The 22,538-nt window shown below is 62.2% G+C and carries 18 protein-coding genes and 1 tRNA gene; 7 read left to right on the forward strand and 12 right to left on the reverse strand.

What is annotated here, in order from left to right:
- Nucleotides 1-93: 93 nt before the first annotated feature.
- From DS839_RS22135 to ileS, 3 genes are all read right to left on the reverse strand, one after another.
- Nucleotides 94-594, reverse strand: a complete 501-nt coding sequence (locus DS839_RS22135; protein ID WP_119272648.1) for a hypothetical protein — start codon at nt 592-594, stop codon at nt 94-96.
- A gap of 96 nt (nt 595-690) precedes the next feature.
- Nucleotides 691-1,176 (reverse strand): signal peptidase II, encoded by a 486-nt coding sequence (gene lspA, locus DS839_RS22140; RefSeq protein ID WP_368911830.1) that lies wholly within the window; start codon nt 1,174-1,176, stop codon nt 691-693.
- Complete coding sequence (ileS, locus tag DS839_RS22145) at nt 1,173-4,094, reverse strand: isoleucine--tRNA ligase (protein ID WP_119272650.1); 2,922 nt, start codon at nt 4,092-4,094, stop codon at nt 1,173-1,175. The genes lspA and ileS overlap by 4 nt, the downstream gene beginning before the upstream one ends.
- Nucleotides 4,095-4,251: 157 nt before the next feature.
- Between ileS and DS839_RS22150 the strand changes: the two genes are divergently transcribed.
- Entirely contained in the window at nt 4,252-7,119 is a 2,868-nt protein-coding gene (locus DS839_RS22150; RefSeq protein ID WP_119272651.1) for a caspase family protein, read from the forward strand.
- A gap of 100 nt (nt 7,120-7,219) precedes the next feature.
- Here DS839_RS22150 and DS839_RS22155 read toward each other — a convergent pair whose 3' ends face one another.
- The 6 genes from DS839_RS22155 to DS839_RS22180 all read right to left on the reverse strand — a co-directional run bounded on the left by DS839_RS22155 (nt 7,220) and on the right by DS839_RS22180 (nt 13,640).
- On the reverse strand, nt 7,220-7,978 hold the full coding sequence (locus DS839_RS22155; RefSeq protein WP_162918723.1) for an anti-sigma factor family protein: 759 nt from the start codon (nt 7,976-7,978) through the stop codon (nt 7,220-7,222).
- Complete coding sequence (locus tag DS839_RS22160) at nt 7,975-8,484, reverse strand: RNA polymerase sigma factor (RefSeq protein ID WP_119272708.1); 510 nt, start codon at nt 8,482-8,484, stop codon at nt 7,975-7,977. The genes DS839_RS22155 and DS839_RS22160 overlap by 4 nt, the downstream gene beginning before the upstream one ends.
- Before the next feature lie 38 nt (nt 8,485-8,522).
- Nucleotides 8,523-9,809 carry a DUF3422 family protein gene (locus tag DS839_RS22165; protein WP_119272709.1) on the reverse strand — a complete coding sequence of 429 codons (1,287 nt, stop codon included), beginning with the start codon at nt 9,807-9,809 and terminating at the stop codon, nt 8,523-8,525.
- Nucleotides 9,810-9,877: 68 nt separating this feature from the next.
- Nucleotides 9,878-11,239 (reverse strand): glutathione-disulfide reductase, encoded by a 1,362-nt coding sequence (gene gor / locus DS839_RS22170; protein ID WP_119272653.1) that lies wholly within the window; start codon nt 11,237-11,239, stop codon nt 9,878-9,880.
- On the reverse strand, nt 11,236-11,928 hold the full coding sequence (rpiA, locus tag DS839_RS22175) for a ribose-5-phosphate isomerase RpiA (RefSeq protein ID WP_119272654.1): 693 nt from the start codon (nt 11,926-11,928) through the stop codon (nt 11,236-11,238). The genes gor and rpiA overlap by 4 nt, the downstream gene beginning before the upstream one ends.
- 236 nt (nt 11,929-12,164) lie before the next feature.
- Nucleotides 12,165-13,640 carry an NAD-dependent succinate-semialdehyde dehydrogenase gene (locus DS839_RS22180; RefSeq protein WP_119272655.1) on the reverse strand — a complete coding sequence of 492 codons (1,476 nt, stop codon included), beginning with the start codon at nt 13,638-13,640 and terminating at the stop codon, nt 12,165-12,167.
- 286 nt (nt 13,641-13,926) lie between these two features.
- Between DS839_RS22180 and gph the strand changes: the two genes are divergently transcribed.
- Nucleotides 13,927-14,628 (forward strand): phosphoglycolate phosphatase, encoded by a 702-nt coding sequence (gene gph, locus DS839_RS22185; RefSeq protein ID WP_119272656.1) that lies wholly within the window; start codon nt 13,927-13,929, stop codon nt 14,626-14,628.
- Between the two features lie 153 nt (nt 14,629-14,781).
- Here gph and DS839_RS22190 read toward each other — a convergent pair.
- Nucleotides 14,782-14,857, reverse strand: a tRNA-Val gene (locus DS839_RS22190).
- A gap of 486 nt (nt 14,858-15,343) precedes the next feature.
- On the opposite strand from DS839_RS22190, the gene DS839_RS22195 reads away from it, so the two are divergent.
- From DS839_RS22195 to DS839_RS22215, 5 genes are all read left to right on the forward strand, one after another.
- Nucleotides 15,344-16,672: a porin family protein gene (locus tag DS839_RS22195; RefSeq protein ID WP_119272657.1), complete on the forward strand. Its 1,329-nt coding sequence runs from the start codon at nt 15,344-15,346 to the stop codon at nt 16,670-16,672.
- Nucleotides 16,673-16,869: 197 nt separating this feature from the next.
- Nucleotides 16,870-18,486 carry a tetratricopeptide repeat-containing sulfotransferase family protein gene (locus DS839_RS22200; RefSeq protein WP_162918724.1) on the forward strand — a complete coding sequence of 539 codons (1,617 nt, stop codon included), beginning with the start codon at nt 16,870-16,872 and terminating at the stop codon, nt 18,484-18,486.
- Nucleotides 18,483-19,313, forward strand: coding sequence for a bifunctional allantoicase/(S)-ureidoglycine aminohydrolase (locus DS839_RS22205; protein WP_119272659.1), 831 nt, complete (start codon nt 18,483-18,485; stop codon nt 19,311-19,313). The genes DS839_RS22200 and DS839_RS22205 overlap by 4 nt, the downstream gene beginning before the upstream one ends.
- Before the next feature lie 231 nt (nt 19,314-19,544).
- Nucleotides 19,545-20,426 (forward strand): hypothetical protein, encoded by an 882-nt coding sequence (locus DS839_RS22210; RefSeq protein ID WP_119272660.1) that lies wholly within the window; start codon nt 19,545-19,547, stop codon nt 20,424-20,426.
- Nucleotides 20,427-20,547: 121 nt separating this feature from the next.
- The gene (locus DS839_RS22215; protein ID WP_119272661.1) at nt 20,548-20,910 is read left to right on the forward strand and encodes a hypothetical protein; all 363 of its coding nucleotides are present in this window, start codon (nt 20,548-20,550) and stop codon (nt 20,908-20,910) included.
- A 104-nt stretch (nt 20,911-21,014) separates the two neighbouring features.
- On the opposite strand, the gene DS839_RS22220 is transcribed toward DS839_RS22215, so the two are convergent.
- The gene (locus tag DS839_RS22220) at nt 21,015-21,455 is read right to left on the reverse strand and encodes a hypothetical protein (RefSeq protein ID WP_119272662.1); all 441 of its coding nucleotides are present in this window, start codon (nt 21,453-21,455) and stop codon (nt 21,015-21,017) included.
- Complete coding sequence (locus tag DS839_RS22225; protein WP_368911831.1) at nt 21,455-22,084, reverse strand: L,D-transpeptidase; 630 nt, start codon at nt 22,082-22,084, stop codon at nt 21,455-21,457. Before DS839_RS22225 ends, DS839_RS22220 begins: the two co-directional genes overlap by 1 nt.
- Between the last annotated feature and the right edge of the window lie 454 nt (nt 22,085-22,538).

A 22,538-nucleotide genomic window follows, 5' to 3' on the forward strand; every position in this document is an offset into this window, starting at 1 on the left:
AGGGTACCTTTGCGATTATGCGTGGCAGTGAGTTAAGCAACATTCTGCCGGAAAATCGTGACACAATTTTCCGTGATCCGTCCGCAGGGAGCGCTATTCGTCCTTGAAGACGTTGCCCATGTTCCAGATGGTGCCGTAATTCGGATTGGCCTTGCGCTTCGCGGCGATCTCCGCGGCACGCAGCTCCCTGAGCAGCTGGGTTTCCGTCTTCGGCTTGCCGTCAGGGCCTGTTTTGGAAATGCCGTATTTCTCATAGACGTCCTGCTTCGGCGGTTCCGCGCCGGAAGCTTGAGGCGGTGTAGCGGCTGCCGTCTGCATAGGCTCAGGCGAGGGTTGCGCCTGGTCCATCGCCGGCTGGGCCGGCGGTGCGGCGCTCGCGACCTGGTTGGGCTCGCCATATTCGGTCACTTCGCCGGTGGGCGGACGCAGATTGAGATCGGGCGGCATCGAGAGATTGCGGTTGATGCGAACCTGGCTTTCATCGGGCGTCGCGTCTTTGCCCGACCCCAGCAAATCCTGCATTTTCGTCTCGGAGCAACCGGCGACGGCAAGCGCCGCCATCAGGCTCAAAGCGAGGCCAGTGGCCTTGTTCATGTTAATGCTATTCCCTTCAAACGTCGCATTCACTGCCGGATTGTGCGGCGAGGCTTTTAGAAATTTGCCCGGGCAATCAGGCATTTCCGTGACCGTCTAGTTATTCCGAGCCTCGCTTAGGGATTCATAAACCAAGAGGGCTACCCCGGCAACGATGGCTACATCTGCCAGGTTAAAAATGTACCATTCGAAGTTGCCGATATGGAACGAGAAGAAATCGGCCACGGCGCCATAAACGGCACGGTCGAAGGCATTGGCGAGCGCCCCCCCGAGAACGAGGCCGACGGCCGCGGCGGTCAAAGGACGCGATGCCGTGGCGATCCAAGTCCATAGCGCCCCGCTTATGATGACCGCGAGCGCGATCAGGAGCCCTTGCGAAACCCAGGAGCCGTCCGACAGCCAGCCATAGGAAATGCCGCGGTTCCAGGCGAGGACGATGTCGAAGACCGGCAGCACGGCAATGGGCTGGCGGGCTTCGATGTCGACGACATGCAGCATCCACCATTTGAAGGCCTGGTCGACGGCGAAGCTCGCGCTTGCGAAAACCAGGCCCAGGCCCGAAAGCCGCCCCCACAGCCTCACGCGAAAAGTTTCTTCTGGTGACGTTTCTGCCATTCGCGCACCGCGTCCGCATCGCGCGGCGTGATATCGGGGAACTCCTTGTCGCTGCCGACTTCCGGCGTGATCTTCCAGGAGCGGGCGCATTTGCGCCCCTCTGCCGGTTTGAACACCACCGCGACACCCTTCACATCGTCGAGCCGGAACGCATCGGCCGGTCCCTCGCCCGCGACGAGCGTCGCATCGGAGGTGATCGCCATCTCGGCAATGTCGATGCCTTTCAACACCGCGAGCAAATCCTCATCGGAAACATGGACCTCGGGAGCCGCCTCGAGCGATGAGCCGATGGTCTTCTTCACCTGGCGCTCGATCTCGAGCGCCCCGGTGATCACGCGGCGCACCTCGCGGATCTTGTCCCACTTCGCCGCCAGATCGGCGTCGACCCATTTCTCGGGCGGTCTCGCGAACTGCATCAGGTGGACGGAGCTCTTCTCAGCCCTGAAGCGCGACAGCCACACTTCTTCCGCAGTGAAGCAGAGGATGGGAGCGAGCCATGTGGCGAGGCAGTGGAAGAGCTGGTCCATCACCGTGCGGCAGGCGCGCCGGCGCTTGGACGAGGGCGCGTCGCAATAGAGCGAATCCTTGCGGATATCGAGATAGAAGGCCGAGAGATCGACATTCATGAAGTTGATGAGCTGGGCGACGACCTGCTTGAAATCATAGGTGCGATAGCCTTCAAGCACGCTCGCATGGACTTGCGCGAGCTTGTGCAGGATATAGCGCTCGAGCTCCGGCATGTCCTTGGGATGGAGACGCTCCTTCTCCGCGAAGCCGTCGAGGGCGCCCAGTATGTAGCGCAGCGTGTTGCGCAATTTGCGATAGGCCTCGACGTTGCTCTTGAGGATCTCAGGCCCGATGCGCTGGTCGTCGACATAATCGGTCGAGGCCACCCACAGCCGCAATATGTCGGCGCCCGACTGCTTGATCACGTCCTGCGGGAAGACCTGGTTGCCGAGCGACTTCGACATCTTGCGGCCGTCTTCCGCCATGGTGAAGCCATGGGTGATGACGGTGTTGTAAGGCGCCCTGCCCCTGGTGCCGCAGCTCTCGAGCAGCGATGAATGGAACCAGCCGCGATGCTGGTCGGAGCCTTCGAGATAGACATCGGCCGGCCAGCGCAGATCGGGCCGCTGCTCCAGCACGAAAGCATGGGTCGAGCCCGAATCGAACCAGACGTCGAGGATGTCGTTCACCTTCTCCCATTCGTCGGTGTCGGTGACGCGGTCCTTGAGGAAGCGCTCATGCGCGCCCTCGGCGAACCAGGCATCGGCACCTTCGGTCTCGAAGGCCTGAGCGATGCGCTCGTTCACTTCCGGATCGTTGAGGACGAGCCCGGTCGCCTTGTTGACGAAGACCGCGATCGGAACGCCCCAGGCGCGCTGGCGGGAGATCACCCAGTCGGGACGTGCTTCGATCATGCCGCGCAAGCGGTTCTGGCCGGCCGGCGGCACGAACTCCGTCTCGTCGATCGCTTTCAACGCCTTGGCGCGCAAGCCGCCCGTCTCGCCATCGCCCATGGAGATGAACCACTGCGGCGTGTTGCGGAAGATGATCGGCTTCTTGGAGCGCCAGCTATGCGGATATTGGTGCTTGAGGCGGCCGCGCGCGATCAAGGCGTTGGCGGCCAGAAGCGCCTGTATGATCGCCTCATTGGCATCGCCCTTCTCGCCCTTCTCGGTGAGCACGCGCTTGCCTTCGAAGCCCGGCGCTTCGGCGGTGAAGATGCCCTCGGCATCGACGGTGAAGGGAATCTCCGTCTTGACTCCCAAGGCCTTCAGCTTGCCGAGATTGGCTTCCCAGACCTCGAAGTCGTCGGCGCCGTGGCTCGGTGCCGTATGCACGAAGCCGGTGCCGGCATCGTCGGTGACATGATCGCCTTCGAGCAACGGCACGGCGAAATCGTAGCCCAGACCTTTAAGCGGGTGCGCGCAAGTCGCGACCTTCGCCATATCGACATCGCCGATGCGCTTGAAATCCTCGACGCGGCAGGCCTTGAAGGTCTCGGCCGCGAGGTTGTCGGCAAGGATCAGGCGATCGCCGGTCTTGGCCCAGTTGTCGTTGGGCGCCGCGGTGATCTCATAGAGGCCATAGGCGATCTTGGGCGAATAGCTGATGGCGCGGTTGCCGGGGATCGTCCAGGGCGTCGTCGTCCAGATGACGGCCGAAGCGCCCGCGAGATCTTTGGGCCCTTTCACCACCGGAAACTTCGCATAGATCGTGTCGCTGGTGTAGTCCTGATACTCGACCTCGGCCTCGGCGAGCGCCGTCTTCTCGACCACCGACCACATCACCGGCTTCGAGCCGCGGTACAATTGTCCGCTCGCAGAGAATTTCATGAGCTCGCGGGCGATCTGGGCCTCGGCCGGGAAGGCCATGGTGGTGTAGGGATCCTTCCAGTTGCCGACCACGCCCAGGCGCTGGAACTCCTGCGACTGGATGCCCATCCAGTGCTCCGCGAAAGCCCGGCATTCCTGGCGGAATTCGTTGATCGGTATCGCGTCCTTGTTCTTGCCCTTGGCGCGATACTGCTCCTCGATCTTCCATTCGATGGGCAGGCCATGGCAGTCCCAGCCCGGCACGTAATTGGCGTCCCGGCCCGACATCTGCTGCGAGCGAACGACCAGGTCCTTCAGGATCTTGTTGAGCGCGGTGCCGATATGGATGTTGCCATTGGCATAGGGCGGACCGTCATGCAGGATAAAGAGCTCATGGCCCTTGGCCTTCGCATCTTCCCTGAGCCGGGTGAAGATATCCATCTCCTGCCAGCGCTTGAGGATTTCCGGTTCCTTCTGCGGCAGGCCGGCCTTCATGGGGAAGTCGGTCTTGGGCAGGAACAGGGTCTCGCGATAGTCGCGAGCCGGGGTGTCGGGCTTGTCGTTCATCTTCGGTTCGTAAGTCAAAATTGATTGTTTGTCGGGCGGGCTTGTAACAGCGAAAGCCGCCAGGGGAAAGGGCGGCATCCTAGGTTTACAATCCCAATTCACAATCCTGCCCCAAGGAGATGGCTATTTCCCGACCCCTCACGCTATCAAGGACGGCATGATGACGTGGCTTATCCGGTTACTGGGACTTCTCCTCATCGGCGCGGCGACGGCCGCTCCAGCGGCCGAACTGCCGAAAGAACCGATGCTCCGGATCGACGGCGGCATGCACACGGCCGTTATCCGGCGCCTCGATGTCAGCGCCGACGGCAAGGTCCTGGTCACCGGCTCCGAGGACAAGACGGTCAGGGTCTGGTCCCTCCCCGACGGCCGCCTGCTCCGGACCCTGCGCCTCCCGACGGCCCCCGGCGATGTCGGCAAGGTTTTCGCGGTGGCCCTGAGCCCGGACGGCAAGCTCGTCGCGGCGGGCGGATGGGACGATGTCGATCCCGAGGCGCTCGACTATTACGTCTATATCTTCGACCGCATAACCGGCCACTTGCTGGGCCGCCTCGGTCCGCATAGGCAGGTTATCAACGAGCTCACCTTCTCGCCTGACGGCAAAAGGCTCGCCGTCGGCCTGGGGGACCGCGCGGGTATCGCCGTCTGGGACACCACCGATTGGCGTCAAGTGCTGAGCGACAGCGAGTATGGCGATCAAGTGAATGGCATCGCCTTCAGCGCGAGCGGCGAGATGGCGGTCACTTCGCATGATCGCGGGCTCAGGCTTTACTCACCCAATCTCGAGCTGCTCGGAAGCGTTTACGCGCCCAGCAACGACAGGGCCGAGGGCATTGCCTTCTCGCCCGACGGCAGCAAGCTGGTGGTCGGCTATGTCGGCACCATGGCCGTCGATATCCTCGACGCCAAGAGTCTCAAGCTTCTCTATCAGGCGGATACCAGCGGGCTCGATATTGGCGATCTTGCCGCCGTCGCATGGTCGGATGACGGCCGGATGATCTTTGCCGCGGGCGACTATTATACGCGAGGCGGCAAGGAAGAGCGGATGCAAATGTTCGCATGGGGCGATGAAGGCCGTGGTGAGCGCCTGGCCGTCGATGCGGCGGCCAATACGGTGATGGATCTCAAGGCCATGCCGGGCGGCGGCGCCGCCATTTCTGATGCCAATCACGGTTTCACCGTCTATGACGCGAATGGCGACATCGTGCTGCGCAAGACGAGCATCGCCGCCGATCTGCGCGGCGAGCTCGGCGACAATTTTACCGTCAGTGAGGACGGCATGCGCGTGCGGTTCGGCCTCGGCGTAGAAGGCCTGGATCCGTGGCTGTTCGACATGTCGACGCTTCGCTTCACCGAATCCCCGCAGCCGCCAGGCGATCTCAAGCCCGCCAATGTGACCCAGCTCGCCGTCGAGGATTGGAACGGCCGGGACGATACGAGCATCAGCGGCGCACCGCTTGAGCTTGACAAGAATGAAACGAGCCGCGCTCTCGCCATCGAGGAGGATGGCGAAACCCTGGTGCTCGGCACCGACTTTGCCCTCCGGCGCTACACCAAGAAAGGCACGCGGCTCTGGAAGCTCGCCGTGCCTTCGATCCCCTGGGGCCTCAACATCACGGCGAAGGATCAGCTGCTGATCGCCGCCCACACCGACGGCACGATCCGCTGGTACCGGCTCGCCGACGGCGCCGAGCTTCTGGCGCTTTTCGTCAATGCCGTCGACAAGCGCTGGATCGCCTGGACTCCGACGGGCTATTACGCCGCCTCTCCGGGCGGCGAGGACCTCATCGGCTGGCATGTCAATCGCGGCGTCGACGAGACGCCCGATTTCTTCCCGGCGAGCCAGTTCCACGACCGCTTCTATCGGCCCGATATCGTGCGCGAGGTGTTCAACACCTATGATGAAGGCGAGGCGATCAAGGCCGCCAACGCCAAAGCGAAGCGTCCGAACCGCAAGCAGGAGATCGCCGACGCCCTGCCCCCGGTGATCGAGATCGTCAATCCCGGCCAAGGCGCTTCCGTCACCGAGACGCTGGTGACGCTCGCCTACCGCGTGCGCACGCCCGACGGAAAGCCTGCCGATGAGATCGAGGTCCTGATCGACGGGCGCCCGCAAGGCCAGCGCGGCGCTGCCGTCGTCACCGACGACGACACGCAGAGCCTCGACGTCACCATCCCGGCGCGCGATGTCGACGTGTCGCTCATCGCCAGGCAGGGCGATGCGGTGAGCGTGCCGGCGCGGATCACGCTGAAATGGGCCGGCCCGCCGTCCGAGGACCAGATCAAGCGCAAGCTCTATGCCGTCTTCGTGGGCGTCAGCGACTATGAGAAGGCTGGTCTCAAGCTCAATTTCGCCGATGACGATGCGCGCGATTTCTCGCAAAGCACGGCGGCTGAAAAAGGTGCGCTCTATGAGGCGACCGAGATCAAGCTCCTGACCGATGCGGAAGCGAGCGCCGAAAACATCCGCTCCGCTTTGGGCTGGCTCGAGGACAAGGTCGGGCCTGAGGACGTGGGCCTCCTGTTCATGGCCGGGCACGGCGTCACCGATGCCAAGCAGCGTTTCTATTTCCTGCCCGTCGGCGGCGATCCGGAAGACCTGCGCTCGACGGCGATCGGGGAAAGCGAGATCCGCGAGGCGATCTCATCGCTCGCCGGCAAGGCGATGTTCTTCATCGATGCCTGCCATTCGGCCGACAGTCTCAAGGGCGATGTCGCCCAGGCCGATGTGACGGCGGTGGTCAACCGCATGGCGCGCGCCGATTCCGGCGTCATCATGTTCGCCTCGTCGGGCGGCAACGAACTCTCGCTCGAGCGCGCCGACTGGAACAACGGCGCCTTCACCGAGGCGCTGCTCCAAGGCATCGCCGGCGGCGCCGACTATGAGAAGGACGGCAGCATCTCGACCGCCGAGCTCAATCTGTGGCTCACGACGCAGGTCAGGAAACTTACCCAGAACCGGCAGAATGCGGTCATGGTGAAGCCCGACACGGTGCCGGACTTCTCGATTGCAAGGCTGAAGTGATCCTCGCCCTTCGCAGACCCGCTTTTCTTGCGAAATTGCCTGTATTTTCCCTGTATCCGAGAACAGCGCTCGCGCGCCCCTCTTGCCGAAGCAACCGGCATCAGCTCTCGAAAGACCGATAGACCATGTTGGCGAGGTCCATGATGTCGTCGCGGCTCGTCTCTCCGGCGATGACGAAGCCCAAAGGACCGTCGAGCCAATAGCAGGCGGTGACGCCGTGCTTTTCCTCGATGACGAATTTCGTCTCCGACCCGCCCTGATTGGCGGTGAGGAAGATGGTGATGCGGCGCTTGTTGGCGTCCTCATACATCAGTTGCGCCGCAGGCTGCGTGCCGGCGGCGAGGAGACGGCCGCCGAGGAAGGTGTAGCCGCGCGCGGCCAGATCCGGGATGACGAGCTTGTGGCCGACGCGCTTCGACAGCCAGCTCGTCAAGTGCTCGCTGTCATTGGCCGCAACCTCGACCGCGTGGCGGTTCTCGCGCGAATAGATCTCATGCGCCTCGATGGCGAGATCGGCGAATTGCATCGCCTTGGGTGCGTTCACCTGGAGGCTCGCGAACCAGCCGGCGGCGCCCCCGAGCAGCAGCAGGGCCAGCGCCGCCGCGATGGCGGCGGGCGACAAGGTGAAGCCCCGCCTGTGGCGCAGCGCCACCTTGATCTGCGGCGGCACCGTCTCCTCCAGCACCGGATCGAAGGCTTCCTTGAGCCAGGCCTTCTGGCGCCGCCAGGCCTCGACCTTGGCGCGCGCCTCGGGATCGTTGGCCAGGCGCTCGTCCAGCGCCCGGCATTCCTGCCCGGCGATCTCGCCATCGGCATAGGCGTGCAACGACCAGTCTTGGCTGTTTTCAGGCTCAGTCATTTCACTCGTCTCAAAGAGGGTCTCGCCTCTTCGCCTATCAATTCCCTAAGCGCGCTCCGCGCCCGCGACAATCTCGACATCACCGTTCCCACCGGCACGCCGGTGATCTCGGCGACATCGCGGTAACTCATGTCCTCCAGCGCCACGAGGACCACCACCTCGCGCTGCTGGTCGGGCAGCCGGTCGAGCGCCGCCGCCACTTGCATGAACAATGTCTCGCCCTCCTGCGAGGGCTTCAGCGCCGCCTCGGGATCGGTCAGATCGTCCACCGTCTTCACGATCCCGGCCCGCCTCTCGCGCCTGAGGCCACTGACATGGATGTTGCGCAGCACCGCATAGAGCCAGGCCCGCAAGGGCCGCGTCGCATCATAGAGATGGCTCTTCACCAGCGCCCGCTCGATGCAATCCTGGACGAGATCGTCCGCCAGCGCCGGATCACCCGTGAGAGCCCGGGCAAAACGGCGCAGATACGGTATCTCGGCAGTGAGATCAGCGCGGAAATTCATCTCGACCTTTAATCCCAGATACAGCAGCAAAAGGCAGTTTATTCCATGGCCCCGGCGGGGGCACCCTCCCCATGCCGGCGCCTGATCCTGAGAACGATGAGGGTTATAGCCGTGACGACGGCTACAATCATGACGGCCTTGACGTATTTCATGTCGATGCCCAGCGCCTCCTTGGGCAGGGTATCGAGCAAGTAGCTCAGAAGGCCCGCGACATAGTAGCTGATGGCGGCGATCGAAAGCCCCTCCACCGTCTGCTGCAGCCGGAGCTGTAACCGCGTGCGTTCGCTCATCGCCTTCAAGAGATTGCCGTTCTGCTCCTCGACATCGATATCGACACGGGTGCGCAGGAGATTGGCGGCGTGCATGAGCTTGTAGGACAGGTCGGTCTGGCGATCCTGCATGCTGAAGCAGGTGCGCATCGCCGGCATCAGGCGCCGGTCCATGAAGGCGGTCATGGTCTGGAGGCCGTCGATCGGCCGCTCGCGCAAGGAGGCGAGCCGGGCGCGCACGATCTCGGCATAGGCACGCGTGGCGCCGAAGCGGAACTGCGACTGGCTGGCGCCGGCCTCGAGCTCGCCCGCGACCGCCATCAGACGGTTGAGCAGCGCCTTGTTGGCGGCGAGGCCTTCGCTCCGGGTCATCTCGGCGGTGATCTCGCCCAGCGACTGCTCGATGCGACGCACGACCGGCTGCAGTCTTTGCGCTTCGGGTAAGCCGAGCAGGCAGAAGGTGCGGTAGGTCTCGAGCTCGAGGAGCTGCTGCACGAAGATGCCAGCGCGCAAGGGCGACATGCCGCGGTCGAGCACGAGGATGCGCACGAAGCCGTCATGGGCGGCATGGAAATCGGTCGCCACCAGAGCATCGCCCGCCTCGGTCTCGCAGGCGACGAGGCCTGCAGGATCGAAGACCTTGCGCCATTCGTCGCCTTCCGTTTGCGCGAGCAAATGGAGATCGACCGCGACCATCAAAGGCCCGGGCTGCGGCAATTGCAGCATGGCCTTCTGCAGATCAGCCGCCGGACGGGCGAAGGGTGTCGTGTCGAGGCTCGCGAGCTCCCAGGTATAGGTCGTGAATTCGGCATGCTGCTCCCAGCGCACGGCCGAATCGGCGAAGGCGACTCGGTAATGCTTCGATGAGGCATCGGGACCCCGATGGCCGCGCGCCGCGACGAATTCGCCAAAGGCGGCGCGGTCACGCTGGGCGAGCTCGGCATCGGTCATGAACGCGAAATGCAGGAGGCGCAGCGGCGGTGAAATGGCCGCAAAAGGGCGCGCATGCACCTCGCCCAGAACGGCGCCGCGCAACGGATGCGGTTCGAGGGTCATTTTGCGAAGCATAGTGGGATGACGCTGCGGCGGCATGTGTCGCCGGGTCGCAGCCGATGCCTAATTTTTCAGCCGGTCCATTTCTGGCGCATGGTGACCAGTTCCTCGGCGGCGGTCGGATGCAGCGCCATGGTGGCGTCGAAATCGGCCTTGGTCGCCCCCATCTTGACGGCGATGCCGAGAAGCTGCGCCATCTCGCCGGCATCAGGCCCGACGATATGGCAGCCGAGCACCTTGTCGGTTCCGCCATCGACCACGAGCTTCATCAGCATGCGCTCGTCGCGCCCGGTGATCGTATGGCGCATGGGGCGGAACGACGTCTTGTAGATGTCGATCGTGGGACTAGCCGCCCGGGCTTGCGCCTCGGTCATGCCGACGGTGCCGATCTCGGGCTGCGAGAAGACGGCGGTCGGCACATTGGTATGATCGACCTTGATGTCACGGCCGCCGAACACCGTATCGGCGAAAGCATGACCCTCGCGGATCGCGACCGGCGTCAGGTTGAGCCGGTTGGTCACATCGCCGACGGCATAGATGTTGTCGACGCTCGAACGCGAATAGTCGTCGACCTTCACCGCATAATGGGGAGTGAGCTCGACGCCGATCTTCTCCAGCTCGAGCCCTAAGACATTAGGGATGCGCCCCGTCGCATACATGATCTGGCCGGCGCCGAACACCGCATCGTCATTGCAGGTGACGCGCACCCCGGTGCCCGAGCGCTCGATCCGGGCGACGTCGCAGGAGAGGCGGAATTCGATGCCCTTCTTCTTCATCTCGTTGGTGAGATGGTCGCGCAGGTCCTCGTCGAAGCCGCGCAGGATCTTCTCGCCGCGATGGATGAGCACGGTCTCGACGCCGAGATTGTTGAAGATGCCGGCGAATTCGACCGCGATATAGCCGCCGCCGACGATGCAGATGCGCTGCGGCAGGCTTTCCAGATGGAAGGCCTCGTTCGAGGTGATGGCGAATTCGCGTCCCGGCAGATGCAGCGGCACGAAAGGTGTGGCACCGGTGGCGATGAGCACATATTTGGCGCTGACGCGGCGGCCATCGGAAAGAGCAATCGTGTAGCGGTCCTCGAAGGCGGCGCGCGCCATGATGAGCTCGGCCCCCGCCCCTTCCAGATTGCGGATATAGGCTTTGTTGAGCCGGTCGATCTCCTTGTCCTTGTTGGCGACCAGGGTCGGCCAGTCGAAGGCGACCTTCTCGGTCGTCCAGCCGAAATTCACGGCATCCTCGAAGGCTTCCGCATAGTGGCTCGCATAGACGAAGAGCTTCTTCGGCACGCAGCCGCGGATGACGCAGGTGCCGCCGACGCGATATTCCTCGGCGACCGCGACCTTGGCGCCATGCTGGGCGGCGATGCGCGCCGCCCGGACACCGCCCGAGCCCGCGCCGATGACGAAGAGGTCGTAATCGAACTTCGTCATCGTTCGAGCGTCTCGACGCCCGCAGCACCGGCGATGATCGCGAGCGAGGCCATGCCGATGAACAGGCCGTGATCGACGACGCCGGGGATGGAGGAAAGGGCCGCGGCGAGCTTGTCGGCATTCTCGATGCGGCCCAGCGCGCAATCGAGAATGACATTGCCGTTGTCGGTGACGAAGGACTTGCCGTCGCGCATGCGCAAGGCGACCTTCCCCTCATTGCGGGTCCAGGTGAAAGCCTGGTCGATCTTGATCGCCGTCGCCTTCAGGCCGAAGGGCACGACCTCGACCGGCAAGGGGAATTTGCCGAGCACTTCGACCTTCTTGCTCGCATCGGCGATGACGATCATCTTGCGCGAGGACGAGGCGACGATCTTCTCGCGCAGCAGCGCGCCGCCGCCGCCCTTGATGAGGCGCAACTGGCCATCGAGTTCGTCGGCGCCGTCGACGGTCAAATCGAGCACCGGCGTCTCGTCGAGCGTCGTGAGCTTTATGCCGAGGCCTTCCGCCTGCTTGCGGGTGGCTTCCGACGTCGGCACACAGAGGAGGTCCCAGCCTTGCTTGACCTTCTCACCCACCGCATCGACGAAATGCTTCGCCGTCGAGCCGGTGCCGAGGCCGAGCTTCATGCCGGATTTGATGTGAGTGAGCGCGGCAAGCGCCGCGGCCTTCTTCAGCTCATCGGGAGTCATGAAGCCCCGCTGTCGAACCTCCCTCCGCCGCGCGAAGCGCGGGGAGGGTGGACGCCCGAAGGGCGGACGGGTGGGGTCTCTCCGCCGTGATATGTCCAATGAGTGGCTTGAACTGCCTGCATTGCTTTGAGACACCTCCCTTGCGTAGACACCCCACCCGTCGCGCGTTCCGCGCGCCACCCTCCCCGCCTTCGGCGGCGGAGGGAGAAATTGCCGTGTATCGGCTAACCTTACGCCTACGAACCGAGGCCGCCCATCAGCATGTATTTGATCTCGGTGAATTCCTCGATGCCGTGATGCGAGCCCTCGCGGCCGATGCCTGATTCCTTGACACCGCCGAAGGGCGCCACCTCGGTCGAGATGATGCCTTCATTGATGCCGACCATGCCATATTCGAGGCCCTCGGCGACGCGCCAGATGCGGCCGATGTCGCGGGCATAGAAATAGCAGGCGAGGCCGAATTCGGTGTCGTTGGCCATCCTGATGGCCTCCTCTTCCGTCTTGAAGCGGAAGAGCGGGGCCACCGGACCGAAGGTCTCCTCGCGCGCCACCGCCATCTCGGTCGTCACATCGCGCAGGATCGTCGGCTCGAAGAAATTGCCGCCGAGCTCCTTGCCGCCCGTCACGAGCTTGGCGCCCTTCTTCACCGCGTCATCGATATGCTCGCGCACCTTCTTCACCGCGGCGGGATTGATCAGGGGGCCGGTGGTGACGCCCTGCTCGGCGCCATTGCCGACTTTCAGCTTCTTCACCGCTTCGGCGAACTTCTCGGTGAATTTGTCATAGACCTTGTCCTGGACCAGGATGCGGTTGGCGCACACACAGGTCTGGCCGGCATTGCGGTATTTGGACGCCATGGCGCCTTGGACCGCGGCATCGAGATCGGCGTCGTCGAAGACGATGAAGGGCGCGTTGCCGCCGAGCTCCATGCCGACCTTCTTCACCGTCGAGGCGCATTGCTGCATCAGGAGCTTGCCGATCTCGGTCGAGCCGGTGAAGGTCAGGATGCGCACCAGGGGGTTGGAGGTCAGCTCGCCGCCGATCGGCCTGGCCGACCCGGTGATGACGTTGAAGACGCCCGCGGGGATGCCGGCGCGCTCGGCGAGTTCGCCCAGGGCCAGGGCCGAGAGCGGCGTCTCGCTGGCGGGCTTGCAGACGAAGCTGCAGCCGGCGGCGAGCGCCGGACCCGCCTTGCGGGTGATCATGGCATTGGGGAAGTTCCACGGCGTGATGGCGCCGACGACGCCGATGGGCTGGCGGATGGTGACGATGCGGGACGTCGGCCAGGGCGAGGGTATGGTCTCGCCATAGATGCGCTTGGCCTCCTCGGCGAAGAATTCGATGAAGGAGGCGCCATAGACCACTTCGCCGCGCGATTCGGCCAAGGGCTTGCCCTGCTCGGCGGTCATGATCTGGGCCAGGTCCTCCTGGTTCTCCAGCATCAGATTATACCATTTGCGCAAGATCGCCGTGCGTTCCTTGGCGGGCTTCAAGCCCCAGGCCTTCTGGGCCTTGGCGGCCGCCTCGATGGCGCTCCTGGTCTCGGCCGCACCCAGATTGGGCACGGAGGCGATCACGTCCTCGTTCACCGGGTTGGTGACGTCGATCACAGCCTTGCCCGAAACCCATTTGCCGTCGATGTAGCATTTCTCCTTGAGGAGCGACTTGTCCTTGAGGATGTCGCGCAGTGCCTGGGTCTTGTGGATATCCATGGGTCCTCTCTCCTGTCCTTTGGAGCCTTCCCGGCCTGTCAATGCAGCGCCATTAGGGAAGGTTCGGTAAATTGTGAAGCGCCTGACGCTTTCGCCGGCGGCGTCTTAGCACAGGCGCCCGAAACCGCAAAAAGGCGGTTTTCATGGCTGCCGTGCCCTCCTTCGCTAGCTCGAGCTTCGGAGGGTTCCCCTCCAGTCCTGCGAAGCGCCCCATGGGCGCGCAGCAGGACGCACAGTCTTGCCGGGACCGGGAGAGCACGGCTATATCCGGGCGCCCAGACCGATCATGACCCACAAAGCCGTTATCTTCGACCTCGACGGGACGCTCGTCGACACCGCTCCCGATCTGTGGCGCGCCACGAATCATGTCCTCACCAGCGCCGGCCGCGACGAAGTAACCCTCGGCCAGGTGCGCGCATTCGTGGGCTATGGCGCCCGCAAGCTCATCGCCCGCGGCTTCACGGCGACGGGAGGCCCGCTCGACGCTCAGGATATCGAGCCCCTTTATGAGAAATTCGTCGCCTATTATGGCGCCCATATCGCAAGGGAAAGCGTGCCTTTTCCGGGCTGCGTCGCGCTCTTGGACCGGCTCAAGGCGGACGGCATCGGCCTCGGCATCTGCACCAACAAGCTCGAAGGCCTGTCGGTCAAGCTGATCGATGCCCTGGGCCTCAGCACCTATTTCAGCGCCATTGTCGGCCCCGACACGATCGGCATCGCCAAGCCCGATCCCGCCCCCTATCGCGAGGCGCTGCGCCGGATGGGGGCCGAGACGGCGCGTTCCCTCCTCGTCGGCGACAGCGAGACCGACGTGCTGACGGCCAGGGCCGCCGGGGTTCCGGTCTTGGGCGTGACCTTCGGCTACACCGCCCTGCCCATCCAGAGCTTCAAGCCCGACGCCCTGATCAGCCACTTTTCCGAGGCCTATGAGCCGATTCGGGCGGCGCTTGCCGAGCCCAAGCTCGTGAAAACAGGCGCAACTTCATAGACATAGATCATTTTAAATTTAGGGCTGGCTTGCCGATCCGAAGACCATTTGAACCTTAGGGCTGGCTTGCCGAGCCGAAGCTCGCGGCAACCGGCCCGCCTTCGCCCTTCGGGCTTCGGCGCGGCAGCCTTCGCACGCTTCGCGAGCGAAGGCTGGTGGGCGATACTGGACTCGAACCAGTGACCCCTGCGATGTGAACACAGTGCTCTACCAACTGAGCTAATCGCCCTATTCAGGAGTGCCGCGATATAGGGTCCTAGGCCCGGCAAAGTCAAGAATCGAGCCAGCTTGAGGTTCAGGCCGCGCCGCGCCGGGGCTCGAAGGGCGTAGGCAGGCCTCTCTACCGTGAGCTTCGGCTCCAGCAAGCTAGCCCGAACGGGTTTTATTCCGGCCGCCGTCTGCCTTCGGCCTTTTCCCGCCTCCGACGGTGTTTCCTCATAGTTAAATTCGGTATTTCTTAAGCCTGATAAGGGCTAGGAGCGTCGCCCCAAAGTGAAACAAATCAGGAATCTCCTGCCAATCCCTCCATCCATATATGTGGCAAACCGGCAACACCTGTCGAGATTCTGCCATAGTGCGGCCCAGGTTACTTGACGCTGGAGACCAGCGAGAAGAATGTAGCGCCATGCACGATTCAGTCGTGCAGCCTTCCAAGCCAGTTTCTGTAGGGGATCGGGGGGCCGCTTTGAACACTCCAAGAAGTGGGAGAAACATAATGAAGATGATGAAGTGGGCGCTTCTCGGTAGTGCGGCTGTGGCCGTGACTGCCACTGCTGCCCGAGCCGACGATCTCGCCGATCTCAAGGCGCAGATCGAGGCTCTGCAGACGCGAGTGTCGCAGCTCGAGGCTCAGCCGCAGGCGTCGGCGCCGTCGGGCTACAGCCTTTTGACCTTCCGTGACGGCCAGGGAACCTTCGAAGGTATCCTGCCTGAGCGTTATGGTGATCGCGTGCGTGAAGATTCGGGTATCACGTTCTCGGTCATGCCGACGGCTGACGCGGCTCCGGTCGCGGAAGTATCGGTGTCCGGTGAAATCCGCACCGCCCTGGTCTATACCGATATCGACGACAAGCACAGCGACGATACGCTTGATGTGGCCAATCGCGGCCGTATCTTTATCCGCGGCAAGGTCGACACGGCGGTCGGCGAAGTCGGCGGCTATTTCCGTCTCGAAGCCTCGGGCGGCGGCAACTTCTCGGACTATTCCGAATCCACCAATATGAACAAGGCCTATGGCTGGTGGAAATTCGCTCCGGAATGGGAGCTGATGGCCGGCTATAACGACAATACCGGCGCTCTGCAGACCAGCCTTGACTGGATGGTGAGCTCGCTCCCGGTCCGCACGGTCGGTCCGTCGAACGTCAACAACGAGCAGTTCCGCCTCACCTTCACGAGCGGCCCGTTGGCCTTCGCGATCTCCGTCGAAGATCCGGACAATATCACGACCGTGAAGACCGGCGTCGCCACCGTGACGACCACCGACGGCGTCGGCAACACCGGCACATTCCTGGTGCTGACGACTTCGACAACGGAGAAAGACAAGTCGGACATCCCGAATCTCCAGGCTTACTTGATGTACTCGTCTGACGCCTTCACGGCTCAGGTCGTCGGCCTCCTTCAGGACGACGAATTCGGGTCGACCGACTGGGCGGTCGGCGGCGGCGCCACCATTGGCATCGCCGACAGCTTCACCTTCTACGCGGCTGCGGTGGTTGGCGAAGGCACATCGTCCTATGCGAACAACGTCTCGCCGGTCACCACGGATGACGAGTTCTGGGGCGCCAGCGGCGGCGTGATCGCCAATGTGTCCGAGGATACCCGGCTGGAATTGGGCCTCGGCTACGAAGACTATGATCTTGGTGGTGAAGCGCTCGGCTTCAACGGCGGCATCTTCTGGGATCCGGTCAGCCAGGTTACGCTGGGCTTCGGCGCCACCTATGTCGAGTTCAACGACTTCGTGAATGCCCCCGGCAGCACCGCTGGGATCGAAGACGATGGCGACAGCTTGCAGGTGTGGTTCGGCACCTATCTGCGGTTCCCGTAACAGCAGTTGAGGATTGCGGGCTCAGGAGTGGTCGTTCCTGCTTCTCATTCCTGAGTTCCGATCTCCTACCAGAGGCCCCTGCATCACTGCAGGGGCCTTTGGTTTTTTTCCGGATTGGACTACAGGGTTGCTCCTGCTAAAGCGTGATGGCTTCTATGGAGCCGGCATCACGCGCAAGGGTTTCGGATCGGTCTGCAATGAAGATGAAATTGGGCTCGCAGTTTTCCTATAAGAGGCCGGATCCGGTCGTGGCCGAGATCCGGCGGATCGGTTCGCTGATGGAGCGTAACGATCTTGCCGCAGCCGAGACCGAAGCCCTCAAACTCCTCAAGGCCAATCCGCGGAGGCCCGACGTCCATAACATATTGGGCGTCGCCTATGTCCGACAGGACAAGAATAGACTGGCCGTTCCCCATTTCGAATTCGCCGTCAAGGCGGAGCCGGAGAATGCGCATTATCTGAACAATCTCGGGCGTCTCTATATCGATCTTCATCTCATCGAACTGGCTCTGCCTTTCCTTCACAAGGCGCTGGCGATCAAGCCCGATCTCTCGGCGGCCCTTCTCGCTATCGGCAAATACTACAATGAGGTCGGCAAGGCCGAAAAGGCGCTGCCCTATCTCGAGCGTCTTCACAAGATCATGCCGGGTGACAGCGACGTGAAGCGGGAGCTTGCGGAGAGCCTCGATGCCCACGGCAAGGGTGATGCGGCGAGCGTGCTCTATCAAGAGCTACGGCAGTCGCGATCAAACAACCGCATCGGATCATATTACTATTTCTCGCGAAACCCTCCCCCCGAAGGGGATGCCGCGATCACCGCCGAAATCGAGCAGCTTTTGGCAAACGACAAGCTCAAAGAGGAGGGACGCAGCCGGCTCCACACCGCCCTCGGCTTCATTCACGAGAGGGCACGCAACTATCCCCTGGCCTTTTCGCATTTCGACCAGGCCAACCGGCTGTCCACGGGCAGTTTTGACATCGGAAAATACCGCGCCTGGGTGGACAGGCTCATCGAGATTGTCACTCCGGGCTTTTTCCGCGAACGCTCCGCCGTTGGAAATCCAAGCCCGCTCCCTGTCCTTGTCGTCGGCATGCCGCGCTCGGGCACGACACTCACGGAGCAGATTATCGCCAGCCATGGCCGGGCGGGCGGAGCTGGCGAGCTCTTGCGAATCGGGCTGTTCGTCAATCGGCTCGACTATGGTCCTCGCCGCGATATCAGCAAGTTCATGGCGTCGCTCGGCGCTCTGGGGGACAAGGGCCTGCGCGAGATGGGCGACAATTACGTCGACCTGCTCAAGTTCCACGCCCCCAAGGCGGAACGTGTCGTCGACAAGCTACCGCATAATTTCGAGAATCTGGCATTCCTGGCTCTGATGTGTCCCGAGGCGCGCATCGTCCATTGCTCGCGCAATCCGGTCGATACCTGCTGGTCATGCTTCCAGAATCCGCTCAATGAAGCTCACGGCTACAGCAGGAACCTTACGGATCTGGGCCTCTATTATCGCGAATACAAGCGGCTCATGGATCATTGGAAAACGGTGGTGCCCCTGAGAATCTATGAGCTGAACTATGAGCAGCTCACGGCGGACTTCGAGAACGAAGCCAGGAAGCTGATCGACTTCATCGGGCTGCCGTGGGACGACGCCTGCCTCAAGTTCCATGAAGCGGGACGAACGGTCCGCACCTTCAGCCGGCAGCAGGTCAGGAACCCGATCTATAGCAGCTCGGTCGAGCGCTGGCGGCGCTATGAGACGGAGCTCGCCCCGCTTCTGACCGCCCTTGGCGATCTCGTTCAAAGCAAACCCCAATGACCTCCGGAAAATACTTTTCCGCGCTCGGCGGCCACCCGGCGCAGAGCGAGCTTCTGACCGGCCGCGCGGCCTTCACGGAAGCCTATGCCGTCATTCCGAAAGGCGTGATGCGCGATATCGTGGCGAGCGCCTTGCCGTTCTGGGAAAAGACCCGGGCCTGGATCATCGCGCGGTCGCTCTCGGGCTTCGCCGAGACCTTCTCGCAATACATCATGGAAGTCGGTCCCGGCGGGGGCAGCACGCGGCCCGAAACCGACGGCAATGCGGAAGCGGGATTGTTCGTCGTCGAGGGCAGCCTGGCGTTGACGATCGAAGGCAAGCGGCATGAGATGACGCCCGGTTTCTTTGCCTTCATTCCACCGGGCACCCGTTGGTCGGTCCGCAACGAGGCCTCAGGCCCCGCCAAGTTCCACTGGATCCGCAAATCCTACGAGGCGGTCGAGGGCCTCGAAAAACCGGAGGCCCTTGTCGCCAATGAGCGCGACATCAAGCCCGACCCCATGCCCGGCACCGACGGTCGATGGGCGACCACGCGCTTTGTCGATCCTCGGGATCTCAGGCACGACATGCATGTGACGATCGTCACACTCGAGCCAGGCGCGGTGATTCCCTTCGCCGAGACCCATGTGATGGAACACGGCCTCTATGTGCTCGAAGGCAAGGCGGTCTATCGGCTGAACCAGGACTGGGTGGAAGTGGAGGCCGGCGATTTCATGTGGCTCAGGGCCTTCTGCCCGCAAGCCTGCTATGCCGGCGGACCGGGGCGCTTCCGCTACCTTCTCTACAAGGATGTGAACCGGCATGCGCGGTTAAATTGGCTTCGTTAGAGCATCCGGCCCGATAAGCTCGTGGACGAATGCGCGAGAAGCCGATATCAATTGCCAGGCAAGCGGCAATAGAAGACAGCCATTGTCATTCATTCATCTCCCCTCCCGCCGGGCTTTCTGGATCGGACTGAGGGGAGGTGTCGGTCATTCCAATTCGTGCGTGTTTCTCTGTTGAGTCTTTCTCGGTTAATTGACGAGGTTCCTGGGAGGACCTCATTGCTGAGGCGAAACATGGATAGCCGGTTTATCCGCACCGTAGATCAACGCTACGATGAAATGCCAAAAACCAATCCGTATTTTTCAAAGCTTTCACAATTATATGAAGCGAGCGGAGCCAGATATCGTGTGCCGCTGACCGTGGCTATTCTATCAGTGGCCTTTCAGGAACACCCGCTCTGGATTGGCTCATATGTCAAAGTGCATTTGTACGGTCGGTTTACTCTCGACGTGTTGGGCGCGGGGCTTGTACTGTCTTCCGTGCTCGCCGCATGGGCCCGCACAAGCAGATTGGCGGTCGGGCTCTTTATCGCCATAGCAGCGCTTGCGATCCTGCCGGATTGGGCCATGCTCGCCAATCACACCTATCTTGCACTCTGGTCCATACCAATCGCACTCCTGTTCAAAGATTGGTGGACGTCGGATCTCTATGCTTATTATCTGAGGATAACTCTTGGGATAGTGATGCTTGCCGCGTTTTCCCAGAAAATCTTGGCAGGCAGCTACGTAGATGGCTCATTCATTGCGTGGCTCAGCACGGGCGGCTCAACGACCGAGAGATTGTTTTCATTTCTGTGTGACGGCACTTCGACTACTCCCTGCATATATTATCGAGCGATCTCGATATTCATACTTGTCTGGCAGCTTGCTGTCGGCATTCTTCTGCTGCTTGGATTGAATTCACTCGTCTTTCTCGCCATCGAGATCGGTTTTCTTCTGGGAGCCGGAGTCTATGCCGATGAGATGAATTTTCAGATCCTGAACATCGCCCTGCTTTGCATCGTTTTCCGCTTTGGCATGCCCTTGTGGTTGCTCGTCGGTAGCGTGATCCTTCTCGCCGTCGATGTTTACCGTCTATCCAACCTTCTAAACATGGTGCTGAGCTATGCTGCATAGCACAAAGTGGCGGAAATGGACTGTCGTCGGTCTGCTGGCCCTTCACACTGTCTGGATCGGAATCCACCTGCGTCTGGTCGCAACTGACCAGATAAATCCGTGGCGGCTCGGAGGATATGGCATGTACACGGTTCCCGTTCCCGCCCCGAGTCTTAAAGTTTATTTTGCAGAGTTCCCGAATGTGCCTCTACCGGTGAAGAGGCTGCAATATGAAGCGGCCACCCGCTTCACCAACCCGGGAAGAACGTTCCGCTGCGCCGACATTTCATCGGCATCGCTGCGCAGATTCTTTGGCGAAAACGGCAGTCTGATCGGCAGGAAATTGTTGTTTGTGTATACCGAGCGGCGGTTTGTTCACGCTCCTCCATTCATTGAAAAGCAAACGCAAGGGGTGGTCGAAGTGAACTGGCTGGATGGACGGCGCCTTACCTACATCAGCAGGTTTTGCGGCAGGGAACGGACCGGCTCAGTGGTCCTGTCATGAACGCATCCGTGATTGTCCTGGTCTATAGCCGGGAGCCGTCCTTGCGCCGCTATTGCAAAGCACCTGCCGACCGCAAAGCTTATTGAGCCGGGTTTAGGGCGACCCTACATCGGCTCGAAGGTGGCGCTGCCGGCCGAATAGGCCCCTTGCGCGGTCTGCTTGAACGGATGGCATTCGGTGCGGGTTCCCCTGGGCAGGAAGCTCGTGGGATTGAACGCCTCGCACAGCGATCCATCGCTCGCCTGCCAGATGCCGGTCCCCTCGCCCTTGCCGCTCTCCTGGTAGCTGAAGGTCCCGTCGCTGTTGAAGGTCGTCGTCCCGGTGCGGTTGACGGGGCGGGTGTAGCGGAAGCTGTTGCCCGACAGGACGCGCATGATATCGCCGGCCTTCATCGGGCCCGTGGGAACGGTCGTCGGCGGCGGCTCGGTGACGGTCGGCCCGGTCCCCGTGTCGACACTCTTGTCGGAAGAGCTGCAGGCGGCAAGCAGGCCCGCGGCCAAGACGACCGCGGCCCAGCCGGGAACTGCGCTCAAGGGCTTCCGCATCACCAGCCCTCCGCCATGACCACGACCCGGCTGCCGACGGGGGCGCGGCGATAGAGCTCGATGATGTCCTGGTTGAGCATGCGGATGCAACCGGAAGAGGCATTCTTGCCGATCGACATCGGCTCGTTGGTGCCGTGGATGCGGTAGAGCGTGTCGTTGCCGTTCTGGAACAGATAGAGCGCCCTGGCGCCCAGCGGGTTTTCGGGGCCGCCCGGCATGCCGTTCTTCCATTTCGCCTTTTCCGGGCTCCGCTCGATCATGTCCTTGGGCGGCGTCCAGCGCGGCCACATCACCTTGCGGCCGACATCGGCGAGGCCCGCCCAGCGGAAGCCGTCGCGGCCGACGGCGCAGCCGAAGCGCAGGGCCTGCTGGCCTTCGAGGACGATGAAAAGCTGGCGGCTGCCGGTGTTGACGATCACCGTGCCCGGCCAATGCCGGGTCTGGTAGGGAACGACGGCCCGGCGATATTGCTTGGGCAGCTTCTTCTCGTCGAAAGGCGGCAGCGGATAGGGATCGTCCAGGTCCTGGTCGGCCCAGGCGGCCGTGGTGGAAAGGCTCACCGGCGCGGACGCACAGCTCGCCAGGGCTCCGCCGATAAAATGACGGCGCGTTAAGGCTGGTCCAGACACGATTTGTTCCTCCTCAGACACTTTTCCCCAAGCACTGCATGCCCACATGGCAAGACTGCGGCACATAGACTAGAGCCTTTTCACCCCAGTGTTAATCGGTCGAAAGGTGTGAGGCCTGAGGGCGCCGATTTCACTAAAATCGCACGCAATGCGTTAACAACCCATCAAGGCTAACGGCTGATTAACGTGAATCACCCGTCATGAAATGATACGTTGCCGATCGAGATGGGACGGCCGATCGACCCCCCGATATTTTCTCTCCCCGTCTCCTGACAGCACCTGACTTTCATTTGCCCCGCGCTTCGCGGGGCTTTCTTTTGGCGGCCCGGCGCTTCCGCCGTTAAGACCGTTTGAACCATCCGAGCCGCAGACATTCGCCGGTGCGCTAGGCTTTTACCTCGGCTTATTTTTCGTCGTGATATGGCGCGGATAGATCCGATTCCTCTTTGCGAGG

This window comes from Taklimakanibacter deserti (assembly GCA_003574785.1).

Coding starts and splice junctions, on each gene's coding strand:
- DS839_RS22165 (WP_119272709.1), bottom strand. CDS start 9,809: ATGACCCTCGAACCGCATCCGTTGCGCGGCGCCGTTCTGGGCGAGGTG.
- DS839_RS22155 (WP_162918723.1), bottom strand. CDS start 7,978: ATGACTGAGCCTGAAAACAGCCAAGACTGGTCGTTGCACGCCTATGCC.
- DS839_RS22160 (WP_119272708.1), bottom strand. CDS start 8,484: ATGAATTTCCGCGCTGATCTCACTGCCGAGATACCGTATCTGCGCCGT.
- rpiA (WP_119272654.1), bottom strand. CDS start 11,928: ATGACTCCCGATGAGCTGAAGAAGGCCGCGGCGCTTGCCGCGCTCACT.
- gph (WP_119272656.1), top strand. CDS start 13,927: ATGACCCACAAAGCCGTTATCTTCGACCTCGACGGGACGCTCGTCGAC.
- DS839_RS22220 (WP_119272662.1), bottom strand. CDS start 21,455: ATGCGGAAGCCCTTGAGCGCAGTTCCCGGCTGGGCCGCGGTCGTCTTG.
- gor (WP_119272653.1), bottom strand. CDS start 11,239: ATGACGAAGTTCGATTACGACCTCTTCGTCATCGGCGCGGGCTCGGGC.
- DS839_RS22180 (WP_119272655.1), bottom strand. CDS start 13,640: ATGGATATCCACAAGACCCAGGCACTGCGCGACATCCTCAAGGACAAG.
- DS839_RS22210 (WP_119272660.1), top strand. CDS start 19,545: ATGGATAGCCGGTTTATCCGCACCGTAGATCAACGCTACGATGAAATG.
- DS839_RS22135 (WP_119272648.1), bottom strand. CDS start 594: ATGAACAAGGCCACTGGCCTCGCTTTGAGCCTGATGGCGGCGCTTGCC.
- DS839_RS22195 (WP_119272657.1), top strand. CDS start 15,344: ATGAAGATGATGAAGTGGGCGCTTCTCGGTAGTGCGGCTGTGGCCGTG.
- DS839_RS22200 (WP_162918724.1), top strand. CDS start 16,870: ATGAAGATGAAATTGGGCTCGCAGTTTTCCTATAAGAGGCCGGATCCG.
- ileS (WP_119272650.1), bottom strand. CDS start 4,094: ATGAACGACAAGCCCGACACCCCGGCTCGCGACTATCGCGAGACCCTG.
- DS839_RS22215 (WP_119272661.1), top strand. CDS start 20,548: ATGTACACGGTTCCCGTTCCCGCCCCGAGTCTTAAAGTTTATTTTGCA.
- DS839_RS22205 (WP_119272659.1), top strand. CDS start 18,483: ATGACCTCCGGAAAATACTTTTCCGCGCTCGGCGGCCACCCGGCGCAG.
- DS839_RS22150 (WP_119272651.1), top strand. CDS start 4,252: ATGATGACGTGGCTTATCCGGTTACTGGGACTTCTCCTCATCGGCGCG.